Origin of the sequence: Aquimarina longa SW024, assembly GCF_001401755.1 — a bacterium.
GTDB lineage: Bacteria > Bacteroidota > Bacteroidia > Flavobacteriales > Flavobacteriaceae > Aquimarina > Aquimarina longa.
On sequence record NZ_AVQK01000024.1, the window covers coordinates 80,263 to 102,417 of the forward strand.

The 22,155-nt window shown below is 30.6% G+C and carries 17 protein-coding genes; 10 read left to right on the top strand and 7 right to left on the bottom strand.

Going from position 1 to position 22,155, the window contains the following annotated elements:
* Positions 1–11 precede the first annotated feature (11 nt).
* From hisH to rpsA, 8 genes are all read left to right on the top strand, one after another.
* Positions 12–593, top strand: a complete 582-nt coding sequence (gene hisH / locus N456_RS05765; RefSeq protein WP_062054850.1) for an imidazole glycerol phosphate synthase subunit HisH — start codon at positions 12–14, stop codon at positions 591–593.
* A gap of 37 nt (positions 594–630) precedes the next feature.
* The gene (hisA, locus tag N456_RS05770; RefSeq protein WP_062054852.1) at positions 631–1,356 is read left to right on the top strand and encodes a 1-(5-phosphoribosyl)-5-[(5-phosphoribosylamino)methylideneamino]imidazole-4-carboxamide isomerase; all 726 of its coding nucleotides are present in this window, start codon (positions 631–633) and stop codon (positions 1,354–1,356) included.
* A 112-nt stretch (positions 1,357–1,468) separates the two neighbouring features.
* Positions 1,469–2,224, top strand: coding sequence for an imidazole glycerol phosphate synthase subunit HisF (gene hisF / locus N456_RS05775; RefSeq protein WP_062054854.1), 756 nt, complete (start codon positions 1,469–1,471; stop codon positions 2,222–2,224).
* Positions 2,225–2,291: 67 nt separating this feature from the next.
* A complete protein-coding gene (gene hisIE, locus N456_RS05780) occupies positions 2,292–2,888 on the top strand; it encodes a bifunctional phosphoribosyl-AMP cyclohydrolase/phosphoribosyl-ATP diphosphatase HisIE (RefSeq protein WP_062054856.1) in 597 nt (198 codons plus the stop codon).
* Positions 2,889–3,142: 254 nt separating this feature from the next.
* Positions 3,143–5,950: a T9SS type B sorting domain-containing protein gene (locus N456_RS05785; protein ID WP_240315486.1), complete on the top strand. Its 2,808-nt coding sequence runs from the start codon at positions 3,143–3,145 to the stop codon at positions 5,948–5,950.
* Positions 5,951–5,954: 4 nt separating this feature from the next.
* Complete coding sequence (locus N456_RS05790; protein ID WP_062054860.1) at positions 5,955–6,872, top strand: PorP/SprF family type IX secretion system membrane protein; 918 nt, start codon at positions 5,955–5,957, stop codon at positions 6,870–6,872.
* A 3-nt stretch (positions 6,873–6,875) separates the two neighbouring features.
* Positions 6,876–8,966: an OmpA family protein gene (locus tag N456_RS05795; RefSeq protein ID WP_062054956.1), complete on the top strand. Its 2,091-nt coding sequence runs from the start codon at positions 6,876–6,878 to the stop codon at positions 8,964–8,966.
* Between the two features lie 174 nt (positions 8,967–9,140).
* Positions 9,141–10,964, top strand: a complete 1,824-nt coding sequence (gene rpsA, locus N456_RS05800) for a 30S ribosomal protein S1 (protein ID WP_062054862.1) — start codon at positions 9,141–9,143, stop codon at positions 10,962–10,964.
* 285 nt (positions 10,965–11,249) lie between these two features.
* On the opposite strand, the gene N456_RS05805 is transcribed toward rpsA, so the two are convergent.
* The gene (locus N456_RS05805) at positions 11,250–12,575 is read right to left on the bottom strand and encodes a T9SS type A sorting domain-containing protein (protein ID WP_062054864.1); all 1,326 of its coding nucleotides are present in this window, start codon (positions 12,573–12,575) and stop codon (positions 11,250–11,252) included.
* A 573-nt stretch (positions 12,576–13,148) separates the two neighbouring features.
* Here N456_RS05805 and N456_RS05810 point away from each other — a divergent pair.
* Positions 13,149–13,568 (top strand): hypothetical protein, encoded by a 420-nt coding sequence (locus tag N456_RS05810; protein WP_062054866.1) that lies wholly within the window; start codon positions 13,149–13,151, stop codon positions 13,566–13,568.
* A 3-nt stretch (positions 13,569–13,571) separates the two neighbouring features.
* The gene (locus tag N456_RS05815; protein WP_148639208.1) at positions 13,572–17,111 is read left to right on the top strand and encodes a hypothetical protein; all 3,540 of its coding nucleotides are present in this window, start codon (positions 13,572–13,574) and stop codon (positions 17,109–17,111) included.
* Positions 17,112–17,359: 248 nt separating this feature from the next.
* Here the strand turns inward: N456_RS05815 and N456_RS05820 are convergent, their stop codons facing one another.
* From N456_RS05820 to leuB, 6 genes are all read right to left on the bottom strand, one after another.
* Positions 17,360–17,965 carry a TetR/AcrR family transcriptional regulator gene (locus N456_RS05820; RefSeq protein WP_062054870.1) on the bottom strand — a complete coding sequence of 202 codons (606 nt, stop codon included), beginning with the start codon at positions 17,963–17,965 and terminating at the stop codon, positions 17,360–17,362.
* 121 nt (positions 17,966–18,086) lie between these two features.
* Positions 18,087–18,287, bottom strand: a complete 201-nt coding sequence (locus N456_RS05825; protein WP_062054872.1) for a hypothetical protein — start codon at positions 18,285–18,287, stop codon at positions 18,087–18,089.
* A gap of 4 nt (positions 18,288–18,291) precedes the next feature.
* Positions 18,292–18,519 (bottom strand): putative signal transducing protein, encoded by a 228-nt coding sequence (locus tag N456_RS05830; protein ID WP_062054874.1) that lies wholly within the window; start codon positions 18,517–18,519, stop codon positions 18,292–18,294.
* A 12-nt stretch (positions 18,520–18,531) separates the two neighbouring features.
* Positions 18,532–19,251 carry a hypothetical protein gene (locus tag N456_RS05835; protein ID WP_062054876.1) on the bottom strand — a complete coding sequence of 240 codons (720 nt, stop codon included), beginning with the start codon at positions 19,249–19,251 and terminating at the stop codon, positions 18,532–18,534.
* A 128-nt stretch (positions 19,252–19,379) separates the two neighbouring features.
* Entirely contained in the window at positions 19,380–20,225 is an 846-nt protein-coding gene (locus N456_RS05840; RefSeq protein ID WP_062054879.1) for an N-acetylmuramoyl-L-alanine amidase-like domain-containing protein, read from the bottom strand.
* 746 nt (positions 20,226–20,971) lie between these two features.
* Complete coding sequence (leuB, locus tag N456_RS05845) at positions 20,972–22,087, bottom strand: 3-isopropylmalate dehydrogenase (protein WP_062054880.1); 1,116 nt, start codon at positions 22,085–22,087, stop codon at positions 20,972–20,974.
* Positions 22,088–22,155 lie beyond the last annotated feature (68 nt).

Sequence of the window (22,155 nt, forward strand, 5' to 3'; positions counted from 1 at the left end):
ATACTTCTAAAATGAAAATAGTAATTATTAACTATGGAGCAGGAAACATCCAGTCCATAAAATTTGCCCTTCAACGATTAGGGTATAATGCACTATTAAGTAATGATCTAGAAGAAATTAGATCAGCAGATAAGGTTATATTTCCAGGAGTAGGAGAAGCAAGTAGCGCAATGGGAAAATTGAAGATTTCGGGATTAGATAATATTATTCCTCAATTAAAGCAGCCTGTTTTAGGAATATGTTTAGGGATGCAATTAATGTGTACTCATACTGAAGAAGGAAATACTAAAGGATTAGGAATTTTTGATGTAGATATCATACGGTTTAATCATGGAGTAAAAGTGCCACAGATAGGATGGAATCAAATTAATATGCTTCATTCTCCTTTGTTTCAGAAAATAAAAGAAAATGAATATGTCTATTTAGTACACAGCTACTATGCACCTATTGTAAAAGAAACAATAGCACAAACTCATTATGGAGTAGAATATAGTACAGCGTTACATAAAGGTAACTTTTATGGAACCCAGTTCCATCCAGAAAAAAGTAGTATCGCAGGAGAAAAGATATTAGAGAATTTTTTAAACCTATAAAGTGTATTAACCAATACAATAATCTTAAAGAAAACCAATGAGAATAATACCAGCAATAGATATTATCGATGCAAAATGTGTACGACTTTCTAAGGGAGACTATGACACCAAAAAGATATATAATGAGAACCCATTAGAAGTAGCTAAAGAATTTGAAGCACATGGAATTGAATATTTACATTTAGTAGATCTAGATGGAGCAAAATCAAAGCATATAGTCAATCATAAGGTTTTAGAACAAATAGCATCAAAAACAAATTTAAAAATTGATTTTGGAGGAGGGTTAAAAACTGATGAAGACCTTAGAATTGCTTTTGAAAGTGGAGCAAATCAAATTACAGGAGGGAGTATTGCTGTAAAAAAACCAGATATATTTATATCATGGATTGATAGGTTTAGTGCAGATAAAATTATCCTAGGCGCAGATGCGAATAATGAAAAAATAGCAGTAAGTGGCTGGCAAGAAGAAAGTGATAAAGAGTTAATCCCATTTATTCAACAGTATCAAAAAAAAGGAGTAAGTCATGTGATTTGTACAGATATAAGTAAAGATGGAATGCTTCAGGGACCTTCTTTTGAGCTATACACAAGAATTTTATCAGAAGCTAAAGATCTTAAACTGATTGCATCAGGAGGAATTTCAACATTTGATGAACTACCAAAACTAGCAGAAATAGGTTGTGAAGGGACTATTATAGGAAAAGCAATTTATGAAGATCGAATATCTTTAAAACAATTAGAGAACTATATAATAAAAAAATAGCATTACTATAGAGTAGTCGGCAAGCAAAAAATAAGTAAAAACATTTAAAGTTAAGTAAAAGCTCGGTGTTCTATAAAACAAGCTAGAGTAAGAGCGAAAAAAAGATAAAATCATGTTGACAAAGAGGATTATCCCTTGCTTAGATATCAAAAACGGACGAACTGTAAAAGGAGTTAATTTTGTTGCATTACGAGATGCAGGTGATCCGGTAGAACTTGCAGAAGCTTATTCAAAAGCAGGAGCAGATGAATTAGTTTTTTTAGATATCTCTGCTACAGAAGAACGACGTAAAACATTAGCAAATTTAGTGCTCCGAGTTGCAGAAAAAGTAAATATTCCTTTTACAGTAGGTGGTGGGATTTCCTCTATAGAAGATGTAGATATTTTATTACAAAATGGAGCAGACAAAGTATCTATAAATTCATCAGCAGTAAAGAATCCAAAATTGATCAATGATTTAGCAGGGAAATTTGGATCACAATGTATTACTGTAGCAATAGATGCAAAACGTATAGCAGATAAATGGGTTGTGCACTTAGTAGGAGGAAAAGTTCCTACAGAATTAAATTTGTTTGATTGGGCAAGAGAAGTAGAAAAACGGGGAGCAGGAGAAATCCTTTTTACATCTATGGATAATGACGGTACCAAAGAAGGGTTTGCTAACAAAGCACTGAATAGATTATCCAAAGTATTAAACATTCCGATAATAGCCTCAGGAGGAGCAGGTACTATTCAACATTTTGTGGATACTTTTAAAGAAGGGGAAGCAGACGCAGCACTTGCAGCAAGCGTTTTTCATTTTAAAGAAATAGAAATTAAAGAACTAAAACGACAATTAAGAGATCATGAGATCCCTGTGAGATTATAATTAATTATTAACTAAAAATTACCCATAAATACCTTTGTTTCTATAAAAATAGAGGAGGGGATGACCAATGAAAATAGATTTTAATAAAAACAAAGACGGACTTGTTCCGGCAATTATCCAAGATGCATCAACAAAAAACGTATTGATGTTAGGATACATGAATAAAGAATCCTACGAACAAACCATAGCAACTAAAAAAGTTACATTTTTTAGTCGTTCTAAAAAAAGATTATGGAAAAAAGGAGAAGAAAGTGGTAACATTTTAAATTTAGTTGACATAAAGAGTGACTGCGATCATGATGCACTATTAATTACAGTAGATCCAGTAGGACCAACCTGTCATACAGGATCAGATACATGTTGGGATCAAGAGAATAAAAGTTCGTTTGGTTTTTTGTCTCAATTAGAGGAAGTTATACGTAATCGAAAAGAAAATCAGGAGGATTCTAAATCGTATGTAGCATCACTTTTTAGAAAAGGAATGAATAAAATAGCGCAAAAAGTAGGAGAAGAAGCAGTAGAAGTGGTAATAGAAGCTAAAGATGATAATGAAGAATTGTTTTTAAACGAAAGTGCAGATTTATTATTTCATTATTTAATATTATTACAAGCAAAAGGATACACCTTAAAAGATGTTGAGGAGGTCTTAAAATCAAGAGTTTAAGGTTGCTCTGTTGTTCGATGAATTTTAAAATAATGTATATGATAGAGGTATGAGTAGATGTTACATTTCTTAACCTATGAAATTTACTTAAGATTATTGGCAAGCCAAAATTACATATGACTTTTAATATTCTATATAATATTTAGAGCTTTGAGACATTTAAAATAGAATTTTACTTGTGTAAAAAGTGTAAATGTAATACGGTATTTTAGGCATAATAATTATATATTTGAACAAATCTTAATTAATAAATTTTGATAACAGTAAGAAGCCAGTTAGTAGTTTTGGGAAAACAACTAGCTATTCTAATCACATTCCTTGTCATAAACTTTCAATCATATTCGCAATGTAATATAGAGCAAACTATTTCAGTTTGTGATATGGAAACTATTGATTTTGATAACAATAGTATCAAAGATGGGATAATTAATTTATATGCTGAATATACAAAAAGCACGGGGTTGACTATACAAAATGGAACCTGGACTATAAACCCTAAATATGCTACAGCTTTAGACCCTAATACAGGTAATGTTTCTACATGGATATTACCAAATTCTACTGTAAATGATACAAGAAATGAATATACTTTTAAACTATTTAATACTACGTGTGGGGCTGTAAATCCCGCATTGACTATAACCCTTATTTTAGGACCATATTCAGGGATAGCTCTACCAAGAAGTGGTACACTAAATACAAATGCTCAAGGGTGTGATGATGAATATTTTGATTTATTCACGGCTTTTGTACTAGATGATGCAACACCTCCTCCTCATCAGAATGGTTCTTGGACTTATAATGGTAATAGTCCAAATTTTATAGAATTTGATATGCTAAATCCTTCTAGATTTAAAGCAAAAATACCATATCAGCAAGGAAGCCCTATTCCTGATCAAGAAGCTTTTGAATTTACGTATAAAGTACCTGGAATTTCTCCTTGTAGTCCGTTTGAAGAAACTACAGTTGTTATTGCAATAGTACGACAAGTAGATTCTGGTGATTCTAAACAAACTCAGATATGTGAGGATGATATCTTAGCAGGAGTATATGATTTAGATATAAATCTACGTGATGATAAGTATCTAGAAGGAGAAGATAATGATAATGGGATTTGGCTTCCGGATAGTGATCCAACAGGACAGATAGCACATGAACAGGATTCTGAGATTAATTTAAAAACAATATATAATGATTTTGTAGTTAATAATGGAGCAAATTTACGTTTTGGTTGTAAAGAGTTTAGTTTTACTTATGCTGTGAGTCAACGATCTGGAGTCTGTGAAGACCAAGAAACCTCTGTTCCATTTACATTTTATGAGCAACTCAGACCTTTTAGTCAACCTAATCCTCCACCTCAGATATGTGCAAACGTAGAACCTGGAGAACTACATTTATTTGATTTACTAAGGTTTACTACAGAAGGAACTTTTAATTTTGTTTATGATTCTGATACTTTTACCAATTGGCGGCTAGTATCAGGTTCATCTAGTTTAGGGATAAAAACATTATCTGATGATAATTATACCCATTTAGGCACTATACATACTTTAAATGCAGAACCAGGAACGTATGTTTTTGAGTTTGGAGTGAACCCTTGGATTAATTGCCCTAATGAAGCATTTTCTGGATGTGGTGATCCATTTATTAATTTATCAGGGGATTGTTCTCATCCATGTGGGGTTCTAAAAACTTTGGTTACTATAGAAATCTTACCTTTTGCATATGCAGGAGAAGATACTAAAGATATTAGTTTATGTGAATCTTTAGGGCAGGTCGATCTAAGGAGCTTATTAAAATCTACTGGGACTAATGTTATAGCTACTACAGGAGTTTGGACCAATTCTACTGGAGATATTATAAATAACACATTTGTATTTCCTGATAGTGATAGTTCACAACTATATACATTTACGCATACAACTACTAGTAGTGAAGGGTGTATAGAAAAAGCAAATTTAACGTTTACAATTCATACAGAACCAGATGCAGGAGATAATGGAAATGTAACAGTATGTTCTGATAATTTAACAGTAACACTTTTTAATATTCTAGGGGGGACTCCAGATCCTACAGGAATATGGACAGGACCTTTTGGATATATGTCTACAGATCACTTAGGAATATTTGATATTAATGACTATACATTACCGATTTTAGGAGTGGGTGACTACATATATACAGTGCCGGGTAATGATGGTTGTAAGACTCCAGACACAGCTACAGTATCTATTACCATTGTAGAACCAGTAGGAATAGGGAATGATAGAAGTGAGACATTTTGTAAAATAGATGGTCGAGTAAATTTATACTCCCTTTTAGATAGGAATACCCCTCGTATAGGGGTTTTTGAAGATACTGATAATACAGGTGCTTTAGATACTAATGGAGTATTAGAATTTGAAACATTAACAAATAATATATATAATTTTAGGTATGTAGTGCCTAATACAGCTCCTTGTGATGAATCTTCATTAAATGTTGCTGTTCAAATTGTAGATTTACCGATACCTAATGTTCCAACACAAGAATTTTGTATTCTAGATGCGAAAAAACTAGAAGATATAGAAGTAGATGTCCTAAATTATAATTGGTATACAACTTTAGAGAGCGAAACTCCTATTATAAATAATCCTTTATTGTTTGATAATCAGGTGTATTATATTGCTTCTATAGATGCTAATAATTGTGAGTCAGAACGCCTTCAGGTTATAATTAATATATTAAATACAGGAGAAAAATTTTCTAATGGAGAGTTATGTACATTAGATTTTCAAGATGGAGTATCGCCTAATGGTGATCATCAGAATGATACTTTTGATTTGTTGATTGATGAGGTTTACAATATCCCAGAAGCATTTCCTGATTTTGAATTAAATATATATAATCGATATGGTAGTCTTGTATATGAAGGAAATATTAATACCGAAGAGTTTAGAGGAGAGAGTAATATATCTATACGATTAGGTGATGATCTTCCATCAGGAACATATTTTTATATTTTCACTCCAAATTTTGAAAGTAATTTACCAATACAAGGAAGTTTTTATTTAAGCAGATAAATAAATGAAGTTAAAATTAGTTTTTATCCTAACTGTAGTTTTCTGCTCAGTAAATTATGCCCAGCAAGAGCCTCAGTATTCTCAGTATATGTATAATATGAGTACCGTTAATCCAGCTTATGTGATTGCACAAAGTGGATTGATTTCTACAGGAATCCTATTCAGAAAACAGTGGACAGGGATCGAGGGATCTCCACAAACAACAAATGTATTTGCTACTGTTCCTATGAGTCAAAAAATAGAATTGAGCATTAATTATGTAAATGATCGAATAGGGGATGCAATCCTAGTAAACAATGATTATATAAATGTTGATTTTGCATATATTACAAGAATCTCAGACCAAGTACGATTATCTTATGGGTTAAAAGCAGGGATTGATAGTTTTAAAATAGATCCTTCCAGATCTGATGTAGCGACAGATCCTTCTTTTGCAGATAATACCTCTACAACACAATTAAGTATTGGAGCAGGATTGTATATGTTTACCAGTAATTTTTATGCAGGTATTTCTTCGCCAAATTTATTGCCAAGTGATGTAGATATTAATGGTATTGGTGTAGCGCAAACAAAAACTCATATATATGGTATTGCTGGCTATGTTTTTGACTTTGTAGATGAAGTACGCTTAAAACCTTCTATGGTTATCAAGCAAGTAATAGATTCTCCCTTAACTTTTGATATTTCTTTAAATTCGTTGATTTATGATGCGTTTGAGCTAGGAGTTTCTTATAGATATAAAGATTCTTTTATTGCTTTAGCAGGTTTTAATATTACTCAAAACTTAAAAATAGGATATTCTTATGATTTTAGTGTAAGTGACCTAAGTGGTTATAATAATGGAAGTCATGAGGTTGTGTTACTCTTTAATTTTGATCTCCTAAAATTTAGTAAAACATATTCTTCTCCAAGATTTTTTTAAATGATGAAAGCTAAAATAATATTGGTATTAATGGTGTTGATTACTCAGCTTACTTTTTCGCAGAAAAATGGCAGAGCAGATCGTTTTTTTGATAAAAGAGATTATATAAATGCAGCATTGCAATATGAAGAAGAGTTGAATAGAGAAGGATATACAAAGCATATTCTTAAGAATATTAGTACTTCATATTATAATACATTTCAATTTAGAAAAGCATATCGATACCTTAAAGTATTAACATCAGGTAAGTTTTATGATAAAGATAAAACCTATGATAATGCATACAATTTTATGATGTATCAAGTACTTTCTGCATTGGGGGAGTATGAGAAATCAGTAGCATACCTTTCGTTATATAATAAATTAGGTGCTATAGCAGAAAACTTTAGTGTACCAGATGCTATTGCTACTATAGAAGAGTTTAAGCTAAAAGATGACGATTATACTATAAAAAGCCTTTCTTTTAATTCCGAATCTTCAGAATTCGGGGCAGTTAAAAAAGATAGTATCTTTTACTTTACAACAGATAGACACCCGTATAATCTCTTGGATAAAAATTATAAATGGACACACCGTCCGTTTTTGGATATTTATAAAGTAAAAGTTGATAAGGATAATAACCCTATTTCAGAAATAACTCCAATTTCCAAAGAAATCAATTCAAAACTCCACGAAGGGAACTTTTGTTTTACAGCTGATGGTAATACACTATATCTATCCAAAAGTAATTCTGAAAAAGGGAAAAAGAAATTTGATACAATTAATAATAATGCTATTCATCTATACAAAGCTATTAAAGTTGATGGAAAATGGACTACTCCAGAAAAGTTAGAGTTTAATGATGTAAACTATTCTATAGAACATCCATCATTAAGTAAAGATGAAGAAACATTATATTTTAGTTCTAATATGCCTGGGGGATATGGTGATTTTGACATTTATTCTATAGCGGTTAACCAAGATGGAACTTATGGAAAACCAGTTAATTTAGGACCTACTATTAATACCGTGCACCGAGAGCAATTTCCATTTATATCAAAAGATAATCATTTGTTTTTTTCATCAAATGGACATTTAGGATTAGGTATGATGGATATATTTGTTTCAGAGTTAAGAAGAGAAGAGTTTACAAAACCTATTAATTTAGGAGCACCAATAAACTCTAGTTATGATGATTTTTCTATGGTGTATTATAATGAAACAGATGGTTTCTTTGCGTCTAATCGTAAAAAAATAGGAGATGATATCTATGCTTTTTCTCAGATAGGAGCTATTTTTCCTAAAGAATATAGGACACGTTTTGAAGTTAGAGATTTTGCAAGTGATAATTATATATCTAATTCAGATGTTATTTTGTATACTAATGATAATGATATCGTCTATGAAAGTCAATTAGATTCGATAGCAAGTTTTGATATTAAAATATTTTCTGGACGTTATAATTTTAAAGCTTCGGCAGAGGGGTATAAGACTAGAACAAAACCATTGGTCATAAAAGAGAAAGAAGAAGGAGTATATGTAATCTATTTGGATAGAATAAAAAAGAAACGAGAAGAAGATCCTTCTTTAACAGATCATAGTATAAAACACGATAATAAGAGTACTACAGATACGCATACTACAATTACAGATGGTACGAATACGAACACTAAAAAAGTAGAGATTACTAAAATTAGATTAAGAGAAATGCTTCTTGCAGATAAAGATGGACCTCCTGTTATTGAAAAAAATGGGAAACTCTATTTTAAAATGCCACCTATTTATTTTGACTATGATAAATGGAATATACGAGCTGATTCTAAAAAAGTACTTAATAAATTAGCATTAAAATTAGAAAAATATAAAACAGTATATATAAAAATAAGTTCCCATACTGATAGTAGAGGGACAGATTCTTATAATCGAGTATTATCTGCAAAAAGAGCAGAATCTACACGTAATTATCTTGCATTAGAAGGATATGTTAATGCAAGAAGAATGCAGTTTATAGGATTTGGAGAATCCCAACCTCTTATAGATTGTAAGACTAAAATATGTACAGAAGAAGATCATCAAACTAATAGAAGAAGTGAGTTTGAGATTATAAAGTACTAACAATTTGATGAAACAAATTGTAATCTTTTGTTTTATAATAAATTAAATTGTAATTTTGCACTCCTTTTTAGTAGATAAGAGAATTAAAAAGGATAACTATAATTATTAATTAATACTTCTGTATAATTTCTACTTTGATTCTCAGTAATATACAGGATACAAATTTTATCTTCAATGTCTGAAGAAACAAAAAACACAGATGTTCAGGAAGTAGAGACTCCAGTAGTAACTGAAACTCCACAACAAGCAAACCCTGAGCAATTCCTAAAAGATTTTAACTGGCATAACTACGAAGAGGGTATTGACCCTATCGAAGACTCAAAACTTGAAGAGTTTGAGCAATTGGTTGCAGAAAATTTTGTGGATACCCTTAATGATGAAGTAGTGGATGGAACAGTAATTAATATTACTGATCGTGATGCTATTATCGACATTAATGCAAAAAGTGAAGGAGTTATTTCACTAAACGAATTTCGTTACAATCCAGATCTTAAAGTAGGTGATAAAGTAGAAGTTTTAATTGACGTGCGTGAAGACGCTACAGGTCAGTTGATCTTATCTCACCGTAAAGCTCGTGTAATTAAAGCATGGGATAGAGTAAATGGAGCACATGATACTGGTGAGATCGTAAATGGTTTTGTAAAATGCAGAACTAAAGGAGGAATGATCGTTGACGTATTTGGTATTGAAGCATTCTTACCAGGTTCTCAAATTGATGTAAAACCAATCCGTGATTATGATGCATATGTAGGAAAAACAATGGAATTTAAAGTGGTAAAAATTAACCACGAATTCAAGAATGTTGTTGTGTCTCATAAAGCACTTATCGAAGCAGATATCGAAGAACAGAAAAAAGAAATTATTGGTCAATTAGAAAAAGGTCAAGTATTAGAAGGTACTGTTAAGAATGTTACTTCTTATGGTGTATTCGTTGATCTTGGAGGAGTTGATGGATTAGTTCATATTACAGACCTTTCTTGGTCAAGAATCAATCACCCTAATGAGATTGTAGAGCTTGATCAGAAATTAAACGTAGTTATTTTAGATTTTGATGAAGCTAAAACTCGTATTCAATTAGGTCTTAAGCAATTAAAACCTCACCCATGGGAAGCTCTTGATAAAGAACTTAAAGTTGGTGATAAAGTAAAAGGTAAAGTAGTTGTTATTGCAGATTACGGTGCATTTATTGAAGTAGAAGAAGGTGTAGAAGGATTAATTCACGTTTCAGAAATGTCATGGTCGACACATTTACGTTCTGCACAAGATTTCGTAAAAGTTGGTGATCAGGTAGAAGCAGTAATTCTTACTTTAGATAGAGAAGAACGTAAAATGTCTCTAGGTATTAAGCAATTAACACCAGATCCATGGACAGATATTACATCAAAATACCCTGTAGGTTCTAAACATAGTGGTATCGTTCGTAACTTTACTAATTTTGGAGTATTTGTAGAATTAGAAGAAGGTATTGATGGATTAATTTACATTTCTGATCTTTCTTGGACTAAGAAAATTAAGCACCCATCAGATTTTACTAATGTTGGTGATACACTTGATGTTATAGTTCTTGAATTAGATGTAGAAGGACGTAAATTAAGCCTAGGTCATAAGCAGACAGAAGATAATCCTTGGGATAAGTACGAAACTGAATTTGCTGTGGGTACTAAGCATACTGCAACTATCGGTGATATTGTAGACAAGGGAGCTACAATAGAGTTTAATGAAGATATTGTTGCTTTTATACCATCACGTCATCTTGAAAAAGAAGATGGTAGTAAATTGAATAAAGGAGAAGAAGCAGAATTCCAAATTATTGAATTTAATAAAGAGTTCAAGAGAGTAGTTGCTTCTCATACAGCCTTATTTAAAGAAGAAGAAGCTAAGATTGTTAAACAAGCTGCAAAGAAAGCTGCAAGTAATAGTTCATCAGAAAAAACTACACTTGGAGATATTGATGCATTAGCAGATCTTAAAGCTAAAATGGAAAAAGGAGAGAATTAATTTTCAATATTTTCTTATAATATAAAAAGCCGTCTAAATATTTTTAGACGGCTTTTTTAATTTTTAAAAAAAAGTATTTCATCCTATTTAAACGGAATAAAAGGATATGTTTTACATCTATATGTGTAATCAATTTTGAGTTTAAGTTTACATAGAAAAGCGTGTAGGCTTTTTAAGGTTCATTTTTAAATATATAAATAGACATAATATATTTGATTGTTTTTTCCTATATTCTATTTGTATGCTTAGAAATTTTTGAAGTAATACAATAATACCTCAGCTATATTAATTCTGTATCACTAGTTTTTGTATATACGGCTTATTCTTTATGTTTAAGCGAATTGAAATATAATAAATACCTGACTGTAATGTGCTAGTGTCAATAGTTGTAAATTTATTTGATTGATTTTTTATTGAAAACAGAATTTCTCCAGTAATATCATGGATAGATATATTTAATCTTTTATAGCCAAAAATGTTTTGAATTGTAACAAAGTTACTAGCGGGATTGGGATATATTTTGAATAAATTACTATCAGTTCCTTTTGGAGATAAAGCTCTAGGGGTATACTTAACAAAAGTGATAGCATTGTTTTCAGAGAAACCATTATAAACATAGCCATCTTTAGACTCTAATAAAAACGGTTTATACCCAGAAATAGCCCCATCATCGGAGATGTTGTTAGGTATGTTTTCCCAGTTTTTTGTCACTTTATTATATTTAAAGAAACCATTAGAATCTCCATTAACTAATAAGATTTCTCCACTCTTAGTTTTAATAATATCGCTACGTGAATTGTCATAAGCATCAATGTCGTTTCCTAATTGTGTCCACTTTTTGTGTTTATATTTTAAAACTCTAAAACCACTAGCAATTGCATGAGATAGATATATCTCATTTTTAGAAACAACAAATATTTTAGGATGAAGAGCTCTTTCTGTAGTAGATAGTAATGTAGTCCATTTCTTACCATTATAAGACGATACATTTATGCCAGATAATTTTTTACTATATGCGACATATATTGTATCATCATTACCTATTTGCATATCAGGATAACTACCATTACTATTAGATAGATTTGGTAGTGAAGTCCACTGCTTACCGTCCCATTTTTTTGCACCTACAGAAAACAATGCATGGCAAAAATAAAAATCACCATTAGAGGTAACTCCAGAGGCTAGGTCAATATTTTCTATTCCCTGAAGTACTGGGTTTCCTAACTCTTTAAATGTACCATCTGGTTGATAGTGGTATGCATAATGATTGTTATCAAAAGAACGAAATATAGTCATGATACTTCCATCGCCTAATCCTGTTCCAGATGATGTAGAAACTCCTCCAGGGACTAAAAAGTTATGCTTAGAAATATCTTCCCATGAGTTAGTGTCAAAAGAAAATTTTACCAATTCATTGTTTCTAGGATAATGAGATTCGTAAATGAAGGCATATAAATTATTATTTGAATCGAAATACATATTGTCTACAGTAGGAAAATCCCATGTATTAGGATTATAACTTCTTGTGCCTATTAGTTCAAAATTTTGTGAGAAAGCATCATTTAAAAATGATGAAAAAAATAAGATTGTTAAAAGAATTCGATAATTCATTGTGAAGGGTTTTATTTAAATTGGTTTTTATACTACAATAAAAATAACACCTATTTGGTAATATAAAAATATTATTTAGAATTATTTTAAATAGTGTTTTGCAATCAAATCACTAACACTAAATAAGAATATGTTATATAAATACTACTTTATTTTAATTATTAACCTTTATATATTAATGAATTTGATTACTAAAGATTTGTTATTGGGATCAGTTGTTTTTTTATAAATATATCTAGCTAGACTATTCCAAAATTATTGGTTTAGAAAATCAATTTTACCATTTTATTTGGATCATTATTTTTGTTAAAAAAAACATAAAAATAATGAAGTCTGGTAAATAAGATATAATTTGGTAGTGTAAATATTATTTTGTTCTTAAAATATTAAGAATATGGTAAAATATATTTACGCTATGCTGAGCGTATTATGACGTGTATTTATTGATATCTCTAAAGATCTTCACCCCTAACTTAAAAGAGATAATCATTTATAATAGAAATGTTGTCAAAATAATTTTGATCAATTGTTGATAGAAATAACTGATCGTTTATCCTTTAAATTTTTAGAATAATGTTATCAAAAAAAATAGTGCTTATTTTTTTTCTGATTTTAACAGTATTTTCTTTTGCTCAATGTAAAACTATAGAAAAAGGAGATAAAAGAAATGAAAAATCAACAACTCATATGATTAATAATAGCACAAGTGTTTTAAAACTAAATAGGGATAAGACTATGGAACTTTCTATAAGAAAGAATATGGTATTAGGAGATCCAGCAATTTATTTTGAGTATGTTGTCTATACAAAAAAAACAAGAGAAGTTATTAAGAAAGGATCCTTTAGAGGGACAGATATTGATTGGTATGATAATGAATCATTAAAACTTACTTCTTATGTTGGGATAGAGCAAAAACCAACTTCAGAAAACCCTGAAGATGCTCTCCTGATAAATAATCAAAATTCGATAACAATTATTAAATTAAATAACTAACTCATGAAACACAAATTTTATTTTAGGAAACTATTTGTATTAGTTTTTTTATTAATGGCTTATACAGCCTGTAATACTACAGGTAATAAACAAGAGATCGCCAAAGTAGAGTCTGTAACTATAGCTAATACTACTACTGTTAAAAAACGAAAAGCTAAAAAAGATCATAATAAGAAAAAGGGTATTGAGATTATAGCAGATTATAAAGCTAGTCTTTTAAAACCTATTGATGCAGAAAAATCAACATATAAAGATGGTTTTTTAATGACAGAACATCAGAAAGCAATGAAAAGTGTTTCTAAAGCTAAAAGTTCTAGAATCATAAAATGGAAAGAAAGAGGTCCTGTAAATGTACCAGGAAGAATTCGTGGTATTGTTGTAGCGCCTGATGATAATGATAAATGGTATGCAGGTACAGTAGGAGGTGGTCTTTGGGTTACTGAAGATGCCGGAAAAACATGGGAAAATTTAACTGATTATAAAGTTCCTAATCTATCAACATCTACAGTAGCAGTGAGTAAAAAGAACCCCAGAACATTATATGTAGGTACAGGAGAACCTTTTAATAACTTAGATGCTATCGGTGGAGTAGGAATTTTAAAAACCACCAATGAAGGACGTAGTTGGGACTATCTTGATCATACTAAAGATTTTGGAGGAATAGGAAGATTGGCTATAAATCCAGATGATGAGGATAATCTCGTTGTAGCAAGTAGTAAAGGTATCTATATTACTAAAGACGGAGGAGAAACTTGGCAAAATACGTATACTGGAGGGAATGTTCAAGATTTAAATCCCGATCCTACCAACTTTAATATACTTTACGGAGGAGTTAATCAGGTGGGAATAATAAAAAGTATAGACGGAGGGCTTACTTGGGAGTTAATATTGAATAGGAATGATTATAATTCTAATCATTCACGTTTTGAGCTAGATGTTTCACCAGCTAATCCTAATAAAGTGTTTATTTCTGTATATACCCCTGGGAGTAATGCAACTACAGCAGTAAATACAGATTTTTATATGACTGATGATGCTGGAAAAACATTCACACTTCTTGGTTTTGATGGAAAACCTGCAGATGGTAATTTAATCACAGGTCAGGGATGGTATGATAACCTTCTTATGGCACATCCATTTGATGAAAATATTTTTTATGCAGGAGGCGTAACTTTATTTAAAGTAAGTATAAAAAAGAAAGGAAAAAGATCAAAAAAAGGAAATGATAACACAAAAAATAAAGTTTTAAAATATACTTTTAAAGCTATAGCTTCAGGATATACAGGAGGGTTGAATAACTATGTACATGTCGATCAGCATGGATTAACTTGGACTACAAAATTTCCTGAGAAAAAATTTAAACTAATTTTAGCTAATGATGGGGGAGTCTTTCATACAGATTACTTACGCGATCCAGGAACCACACTTAATGACTGGTCAACCTCTGCAGTAGGACTTAATTGTACTCAGTTTTATGGGGCAGACAAACGTAATGGAACAGAAGATTATATCGCAGGAGCTCAGGATAATGGCACATGGGTATCACAGACAGAAAATGGAGCAAATGATGAAACAAAATATAATTTTATTATAGGGGGCGATGGATTTGAAGTATTGTGGAATTATAAAGACCCTAACAAATATATTGGAGGTTCTCAGCATAATAATTTTGTACGATATGTAAATGGTAAATCATTTAGTGCGGTACATGGAGAATCTGGATCAGCAACATCACCATTCTATTCTAAAATTGTAAACTCTAATAATAACCCTAATGTTCTTTTTAGCCCTTCAATTAGTGGAATATGGAGATCTACTGATTTTGCTGAATCTTGGAGTTTAACATCAATTCCTAATAACTATGCTGTCGGAACTAGACCTTCTAGTGCTTTAGACGTAGCTGTATCTATTGCTAATCCAAATATAGTATGGGCAGGGAATGCGATGACAGAGTCAGGATCTTTTAAATTACATGTTTCTGTAAATAATGGAGTTTCTTATGATGGGACAAACGGGTTTTTAGATCCAAGAGATGGTAAAAATCATAATTATTTTATTTCAGGAATAGAAACTTCTCCTACTGATGAAAATAGAGCTTATGCTTTGTTCTCTGGTCAAGGAGCGGCTAAAGTATTAAAGACAGAAGATTTAGGAAAAACTTGGGTAGATATTTCTGGATTTTCTAAAGCAGAGGATAGCGGATTTCCTGATGTTGCAATTCATAGTTTAGTAGAAATGCCTTTTAATAAAAATAGGCTTTGGGTAGGAACCGATATAGGAGTTTTTGAAACGTTAGACGGTGGTAAGAATTGGTCTATGTTAGCAGGGCTACCTGCATTTTCTGTTTGGCAGATGAAAATAGTGAACAATCAGGTAGTTATGGCTACTCATGGAAGAGGGATTTGGACAGCTACACTTAGAGAGTTAGATGGATATGAACCACCAGTATATTTTGCTCCTCCAACAATAGTTAATGTATCTCAGGAATCTGTAGAAAATCAGAATGCAACAGTAACTTATGTTCAGGAAAATGATGATATTGATTCAATAATAGTATATTTTGACGGCAAAGAAATAGCAACAATAACAGATAATATTGCTCCAGGTATAGAATTTACGTATACCATTGAAAATATAGAAGAAGGGAAACATATAGTAGAGTTGCAAGCAGTAGATAGTAAAAAAGAAACTTCTGTATTTTCTACAAAAACTTTTGATATTATCAAGTTTATGAAACCAGAAACATTAGTCTCTATAGAGACCTTTAAAGCATCAGATGTTTACACTTTTGGAGGAGAATTTGTGATCAATACGATTAATGAAACAGTATCTCAATCAGTTCTTAATAATTCGGATCATCCATATTTAAATGACAAAAGATATAATACGGTTTTAAAACATCCAATTATAGTATCTGCAACTCATAAAGATTTTACTTATGAGGATGTTGCAATTACAGAATTTGACCCTAGACCTAATAGATTTTATGATTATGTAACTATAGAGGCTTCTAGTGATTTAGATAAATGGATACCATTAGATATATATGATGCTCAGAGATTTCCTGAATGGACAGAAACTTTTAATTCTGATCCTTCTCCATCGATAAGTGATGCATTGTTTAAAGAACAAAAAATTAACTTATTAAACTTTTTTAAAGAAGGAGAGACTATTGTTATACGTTTTAGGCTAGTGTCAGACCCTATATTTACTTCTTTTGGTTGGGCAATACGTTCTATCAATGCAGTACCAGAAAAAGTAGTAATAGCTGATGGAGAAAAACCAGAAAGTAATTTACCCCCCCCAGTTGTATATCCCACAATTTCTGATGGTAATATAAAAATTTCATCAGAAGGAGTAATCAATAATGGTATAGTAGAGGTATATGGTTTAACCGGAGGTTTATTAGATACAAGAAGAATAGGGACATTAAATCAGTCACCAAAAAATATATCTTTCAGTAACCTCAATTCAGGAATATACCTAGTTAAAATCTTAGGCGATGATATAAAGGATGTAACACACAGAATTATAATTAGATAATTTTCAAAACATAAAATAAACCTCACAGATATTATAAAATTCTGTGAGGTTTATTATTTTATAAAATTTTATAGGTTTAATCCCTCATTGAGGGTTTAATTTCGCCTCGACATCAAAATATTTTTTTCGGAAGCATACCTCATGAATTTGCTCCGAGATTGTTGATTTAACAACCTCGATATTTCCAAAATGATTTTTTGCTATCCAAGCAAAGCTCTTTTTTTAGGAATTAAACTCTTCATATGGGATTAAAATCGTTTTAATAACCCTTCGAACTTTAAAAACATATAATTTTTGATAATAGATTCTAATGTTTCCTCCGTTTTATTAAAAAAATTATCATCAGTAATTAACTGCATAATAAAATATTCATCAAGTTTAGTAAGTAGCTCTGATGATATAGGTTTAAAAATTCCTTTTTTTATGCCGAGATCATAAAATTGTTTTAAATCTTTAAGTAACATATGTAAAAAATCTTCAATAATTTTCCATGCTGTTGGGTAATGCTGTTTTAACTGTTTTAAAAAAAATGAAGATACATCTTTAGTTCCCTCGATAAGAATACGACCAAAGTTTTCTGCTCTATAATCCAATTTTAGAATGTCTTCTGTAATCTCATTTTTATATTTGTATAAATAATCAATTCTTACTTGAGTGATATATTCAAAAATTTCTTCTTTTGTAGTAAAATACTGATATATGGTAGATTTGCTTTTTTTCATTAATACAGCTATATCATCCATAGTCAATTCTCCTAAATCTACTTTCTTCAGTTTAGGGAGTAATGCCAATGTCCATTGTTCTACTTTTTTACTTTTTTCTTTTCTGTCTTTTAGTATAGCTTTTCTTCCCACGCACTATGATTTGCTATAACAAACTATTTTATGGTATTGTTTGTTATTTTTGATTTTTCATCCAATATAATCATTTATTACACGAATAATAAAGCAATTTCATGATTATTACTTTTATTGACTAGTCTCTAGGAGTGTTTTGGAAATATCTGTAGATAAGATATCCTCCATATCCTATAAAAATTATAGTGATGATAGATCTAAAATCCCATTCTACTTCAGTTTGTATTCTATTATAAAGTCGTAAACTCCCAAATAGAATGAGAGCAATTCCGATCATTAAATCCCAAGTTTTTCGAGGTGATTCATTTTTGTTTTCCATGGTTCTAAGATAAATTTTGTTCGATAATACTACGCGCATCTTTTAAATTAGTTTTCTTTACAAAAAGTTGTATATGATTGGGTATACCTCCGCCAAAACCAGCAATCATTCCTGAGTTCATATCATCTCTAGTGATAGAATTAATTCCTTGATCATTAAGAAGAGTTTGTATAAATTGAACATTGATTACACTACCGGTATATACTCTTTCGTATTCGCTTTCTGGAAACATATATGTTATGTGTTATGCATTAAAATATTTACTGTTCCAGATAGCAGTATTGAAATTTTTACCAAGTGCAAAACCATAGAATAGGACTACAGCTGCTACAGATTTAAACATAAAAAATAGAATCATGATAAATGTTGAAGCAGTACTATTTTTGGTAAAAAGGCCATCAGGAATCATAAATGTAAATATAAGACTTACTAAAAAAGTTAAGATAAGTAAATTTTCAAAACTTTTAAAAAACCACATTATATGTTTACGTAACGGATGTAAATCATTACCCCATTTATGAATCAGATAAAAGTAATCATTCCCAATAGGAGCAAAGAGTAGGGGGTCGTCTGCATTTTCTAATTTAAATAATTTAGAAGGAGCTATAATTTTAAACCCAACTAATTCTGTTTGATGTTTTTTCTCTAGATCTTTAATAGCTGTAATAGCAGATGTGGGGAGTTTTCCTTTAAAGTATTTAGAATCTAAAAACCGTAATCTGTAATCGATACAGATTTTTTTGATTTGATTCAGATGATATATATTTTGAGTTTCTAATTGATTAAAATCAAAACTATTTTTAGATATAGAGGTAGCAGTATTTAAATTTTGCAAAATTTTATTCTCATGTACTTCACTTTGCTGAAAAATTTTAAACACTTGAACTCTCCAAGTTGAAGGATTAAATTCTTTGTTTCGTAATGTGTCGAGCTTTTGTTCAATGTTTGTTCTAGGAAATAACATCTTCTTTTTTCTACTAAGTTAGAGATTTAGGTTTAGTTTTACAAAAGAATACGATGACTATTGAGTTAACTTTTAGAGCCTTATAAAACTAATTTGAGATTCGTTTTACAATAACATTTATATTTTACTTAGTATGCTCTACTGATGATAATACCTGTATTGTTTTTAATTTTTTTTAGATAATCAACTAGTGGTGCTTTAGAAATCATTACTTCACCTTTTGATGAAGCATGTAATAAATGGATTCGTCCGTCTTTTTCTCGTGTAGCAATTCCTGTATGAGTGATATCTAATCCTTTGATAGAAGTTGTTAGTGCAATAATATCACCAGATAGAATATTGGCTTCATTTTCTTTGATTTCACCTTTAGGAAGATAGCATAATGGAAATTGACTAATCGTATTTTCTGATAGTTGTATCTTTTTATAGTTTTTGTCATCTTTTAGGAAAGGGTATAAATCTCGGTGTGTACTCATAAAATTGATCTTTTTTTCAATTTCGATACCTCCAATAGCCCCAGTACTATTTTTTATAATTCCTTTTTGTTCATTATTGATAATCCATTCAGAGAAGTAATGTAAACGAGATGTATACCCATCTAGTTTTCCATCTTTATACCGTAGTCTTTCTAAATAAGCAATATAGGTTTCAAAATCGTATTTATGATCTCTAAGCATTAGACTAAAGACTAATACGTTTTCTACATAGGTAGTGCAATCTAATCCCTGAAGGTTAACTACTATAGATTCTTTATTTCCTATCTCTAAGGTTTTAGCTACGTAGGGAGTTCCTAAAAATGTTTTCCCTACCGAGACTATAGTTTTTCCAAAATCTGATTGTGGAGTATATGTTTTTTTTAGTGCTGTTATTTTTGCTGTAAAAAGCGTTTTATCTTTTGCTGAACATGTAATTTTTTGTGCGGTTATAGATTGTATAACTATAAAAAAGAGTACTATGAAATTTCTAATATTCATCAAAGCTGTTTAAGGAGTATATAGTTCTGTAAAATACAAAAAGCTATGATATTTTCTATCATAGCTTTTCAAGTAATTAATTTCTTATTATACAAAAGCTTAACTACACTAAAAGATATCTTACTTTGTTTTATAGTGTACGTTATATTAATTAAAAATGTTACTCTTATAAATAGGATTAAATTTGTTATTCTTTAGTTTCTAATATTTTTTGAAGAATAGTTTTTAATTCTGTGCTCTCTTTTTGTTACAGAATCGTATACAAGGTAAGTTTTTCTATTTTTTTCTAATAGCTTCACCAATTAAAACCCCCAGATTAGGAGTGGTGCTTGCTGTTAAGAGAACCGCCAAAAGGGCTAGAGGAAATATGAAGTGAGCTTAATGGTTTTTCGTTCTAATCCCAACATTTTCTGAAGAAGTATTAGTAGTTGTTTGCTCTAAAACGTTTAAAAAATGATATTAAAATGCATAGAAAAAGAAGTGATTTTTTTATAATAAACACTAAAAGAGAACACAATTTATAGATAAATAAAAAGGGTAGGATGGTACAAATATATGGAGAGTACTATTACGTTATAATAAAAAACATGTTGTTAATGTATATTTAATAATGGACTTGGGTTATTTTTTTTAGGTGATTATTTAATTGTTTGATAATAAAACAACTTATTAGAGTACAAAAAAGCAACCAAAGAAATACATCTTTGATTGCTTCAAACAAAACAGAATCATTGTTAAAAACAATTTTATATAATCGTAGATTGTCCTACGTGTATATTTTCAAAATTAAGATTAGAATCTTCGGGATTTAAGATATAATCTGCTATAAAATCTCCTACTTTTTCTGTAGAAAGTGGATTGTTAGTGTTTAAATCAGGAGTAGTAATGTTTAGTTCTAATGCCTTTTCTACAGCATCTCTGATTGCATTAGCTTCTCCTATTAAATTAAAATGTTCTAATAGCATTGCAGCAGATAATATTGCAGCAATAGGGTTGGCTATTCCTTTTCCTGTTGCTTGGGGGTATGATCCATGAATGGGTTCAAACATACAACATGTATTTCCGATAGAAGCAGAGGCTAAAAGACCGATAGATCCACCTATTACACTAGCTTCATCAGAGATGATATCCCCGAACATGTTTTCTGTAAGAATAACATCGAACTGACTAGGGTTTAGAATCATTTGCATTGCGGCATTATCAACGAATAGAAAATCTAATGTTACATCACTATAAGATGTAGCAATTTCAGTTACTACTTTTCTCCATAATCGAGAAGATTCTAATACGTTAGCCTTATCTACAAGGGTAAGTTTTTTTCTTCTTTTCTGAGCAGCTTTAAAAGCAAGATGAGAAATACGCTCAATTTCTTCTCTAGAATATTCACAAAGGTCAGAAGCAACATTACCGTCGTCACTTATTTCTTTTTTTCCAAAATAAATACCTCCTGTTAACTCACGATAAATAGAGATATCTGTTCCTTCAATAATCTCTCGTTTAAGAGGAGATTTATCAATTAGTGTTGGATATGCTTTTACAGGACGGATATTAGCGTACAACCCTAATTCCTTTCTTAGCCTTAATAATCCTTGCTCTGGTCGTACAGGTGCACTGGGATCATTATCATATTTAGGATCACCAATAGCTCCAAATAATACAGCATCTGTATTGACACAAAGTTCTAGTGTTTCATCTGGTAGAGGATTTCCTGTTTGATCAATTGCAATAGCACCGACTAACCCTTCTTTAAAAATAAAAGAATGATCAAAATTATGAGCGACAGCTTCTAGTGCTTTGATTGCTTGCGCGGTAACTTCTGGTCCAATACCGTCTCCTGATAATACTGCAATATCTAGTTTCATGTATTTTTATATTTTTATTTCAAACTTACCTGTTAATTTACTACTTTATCTTTTATGTTTTTGTATAA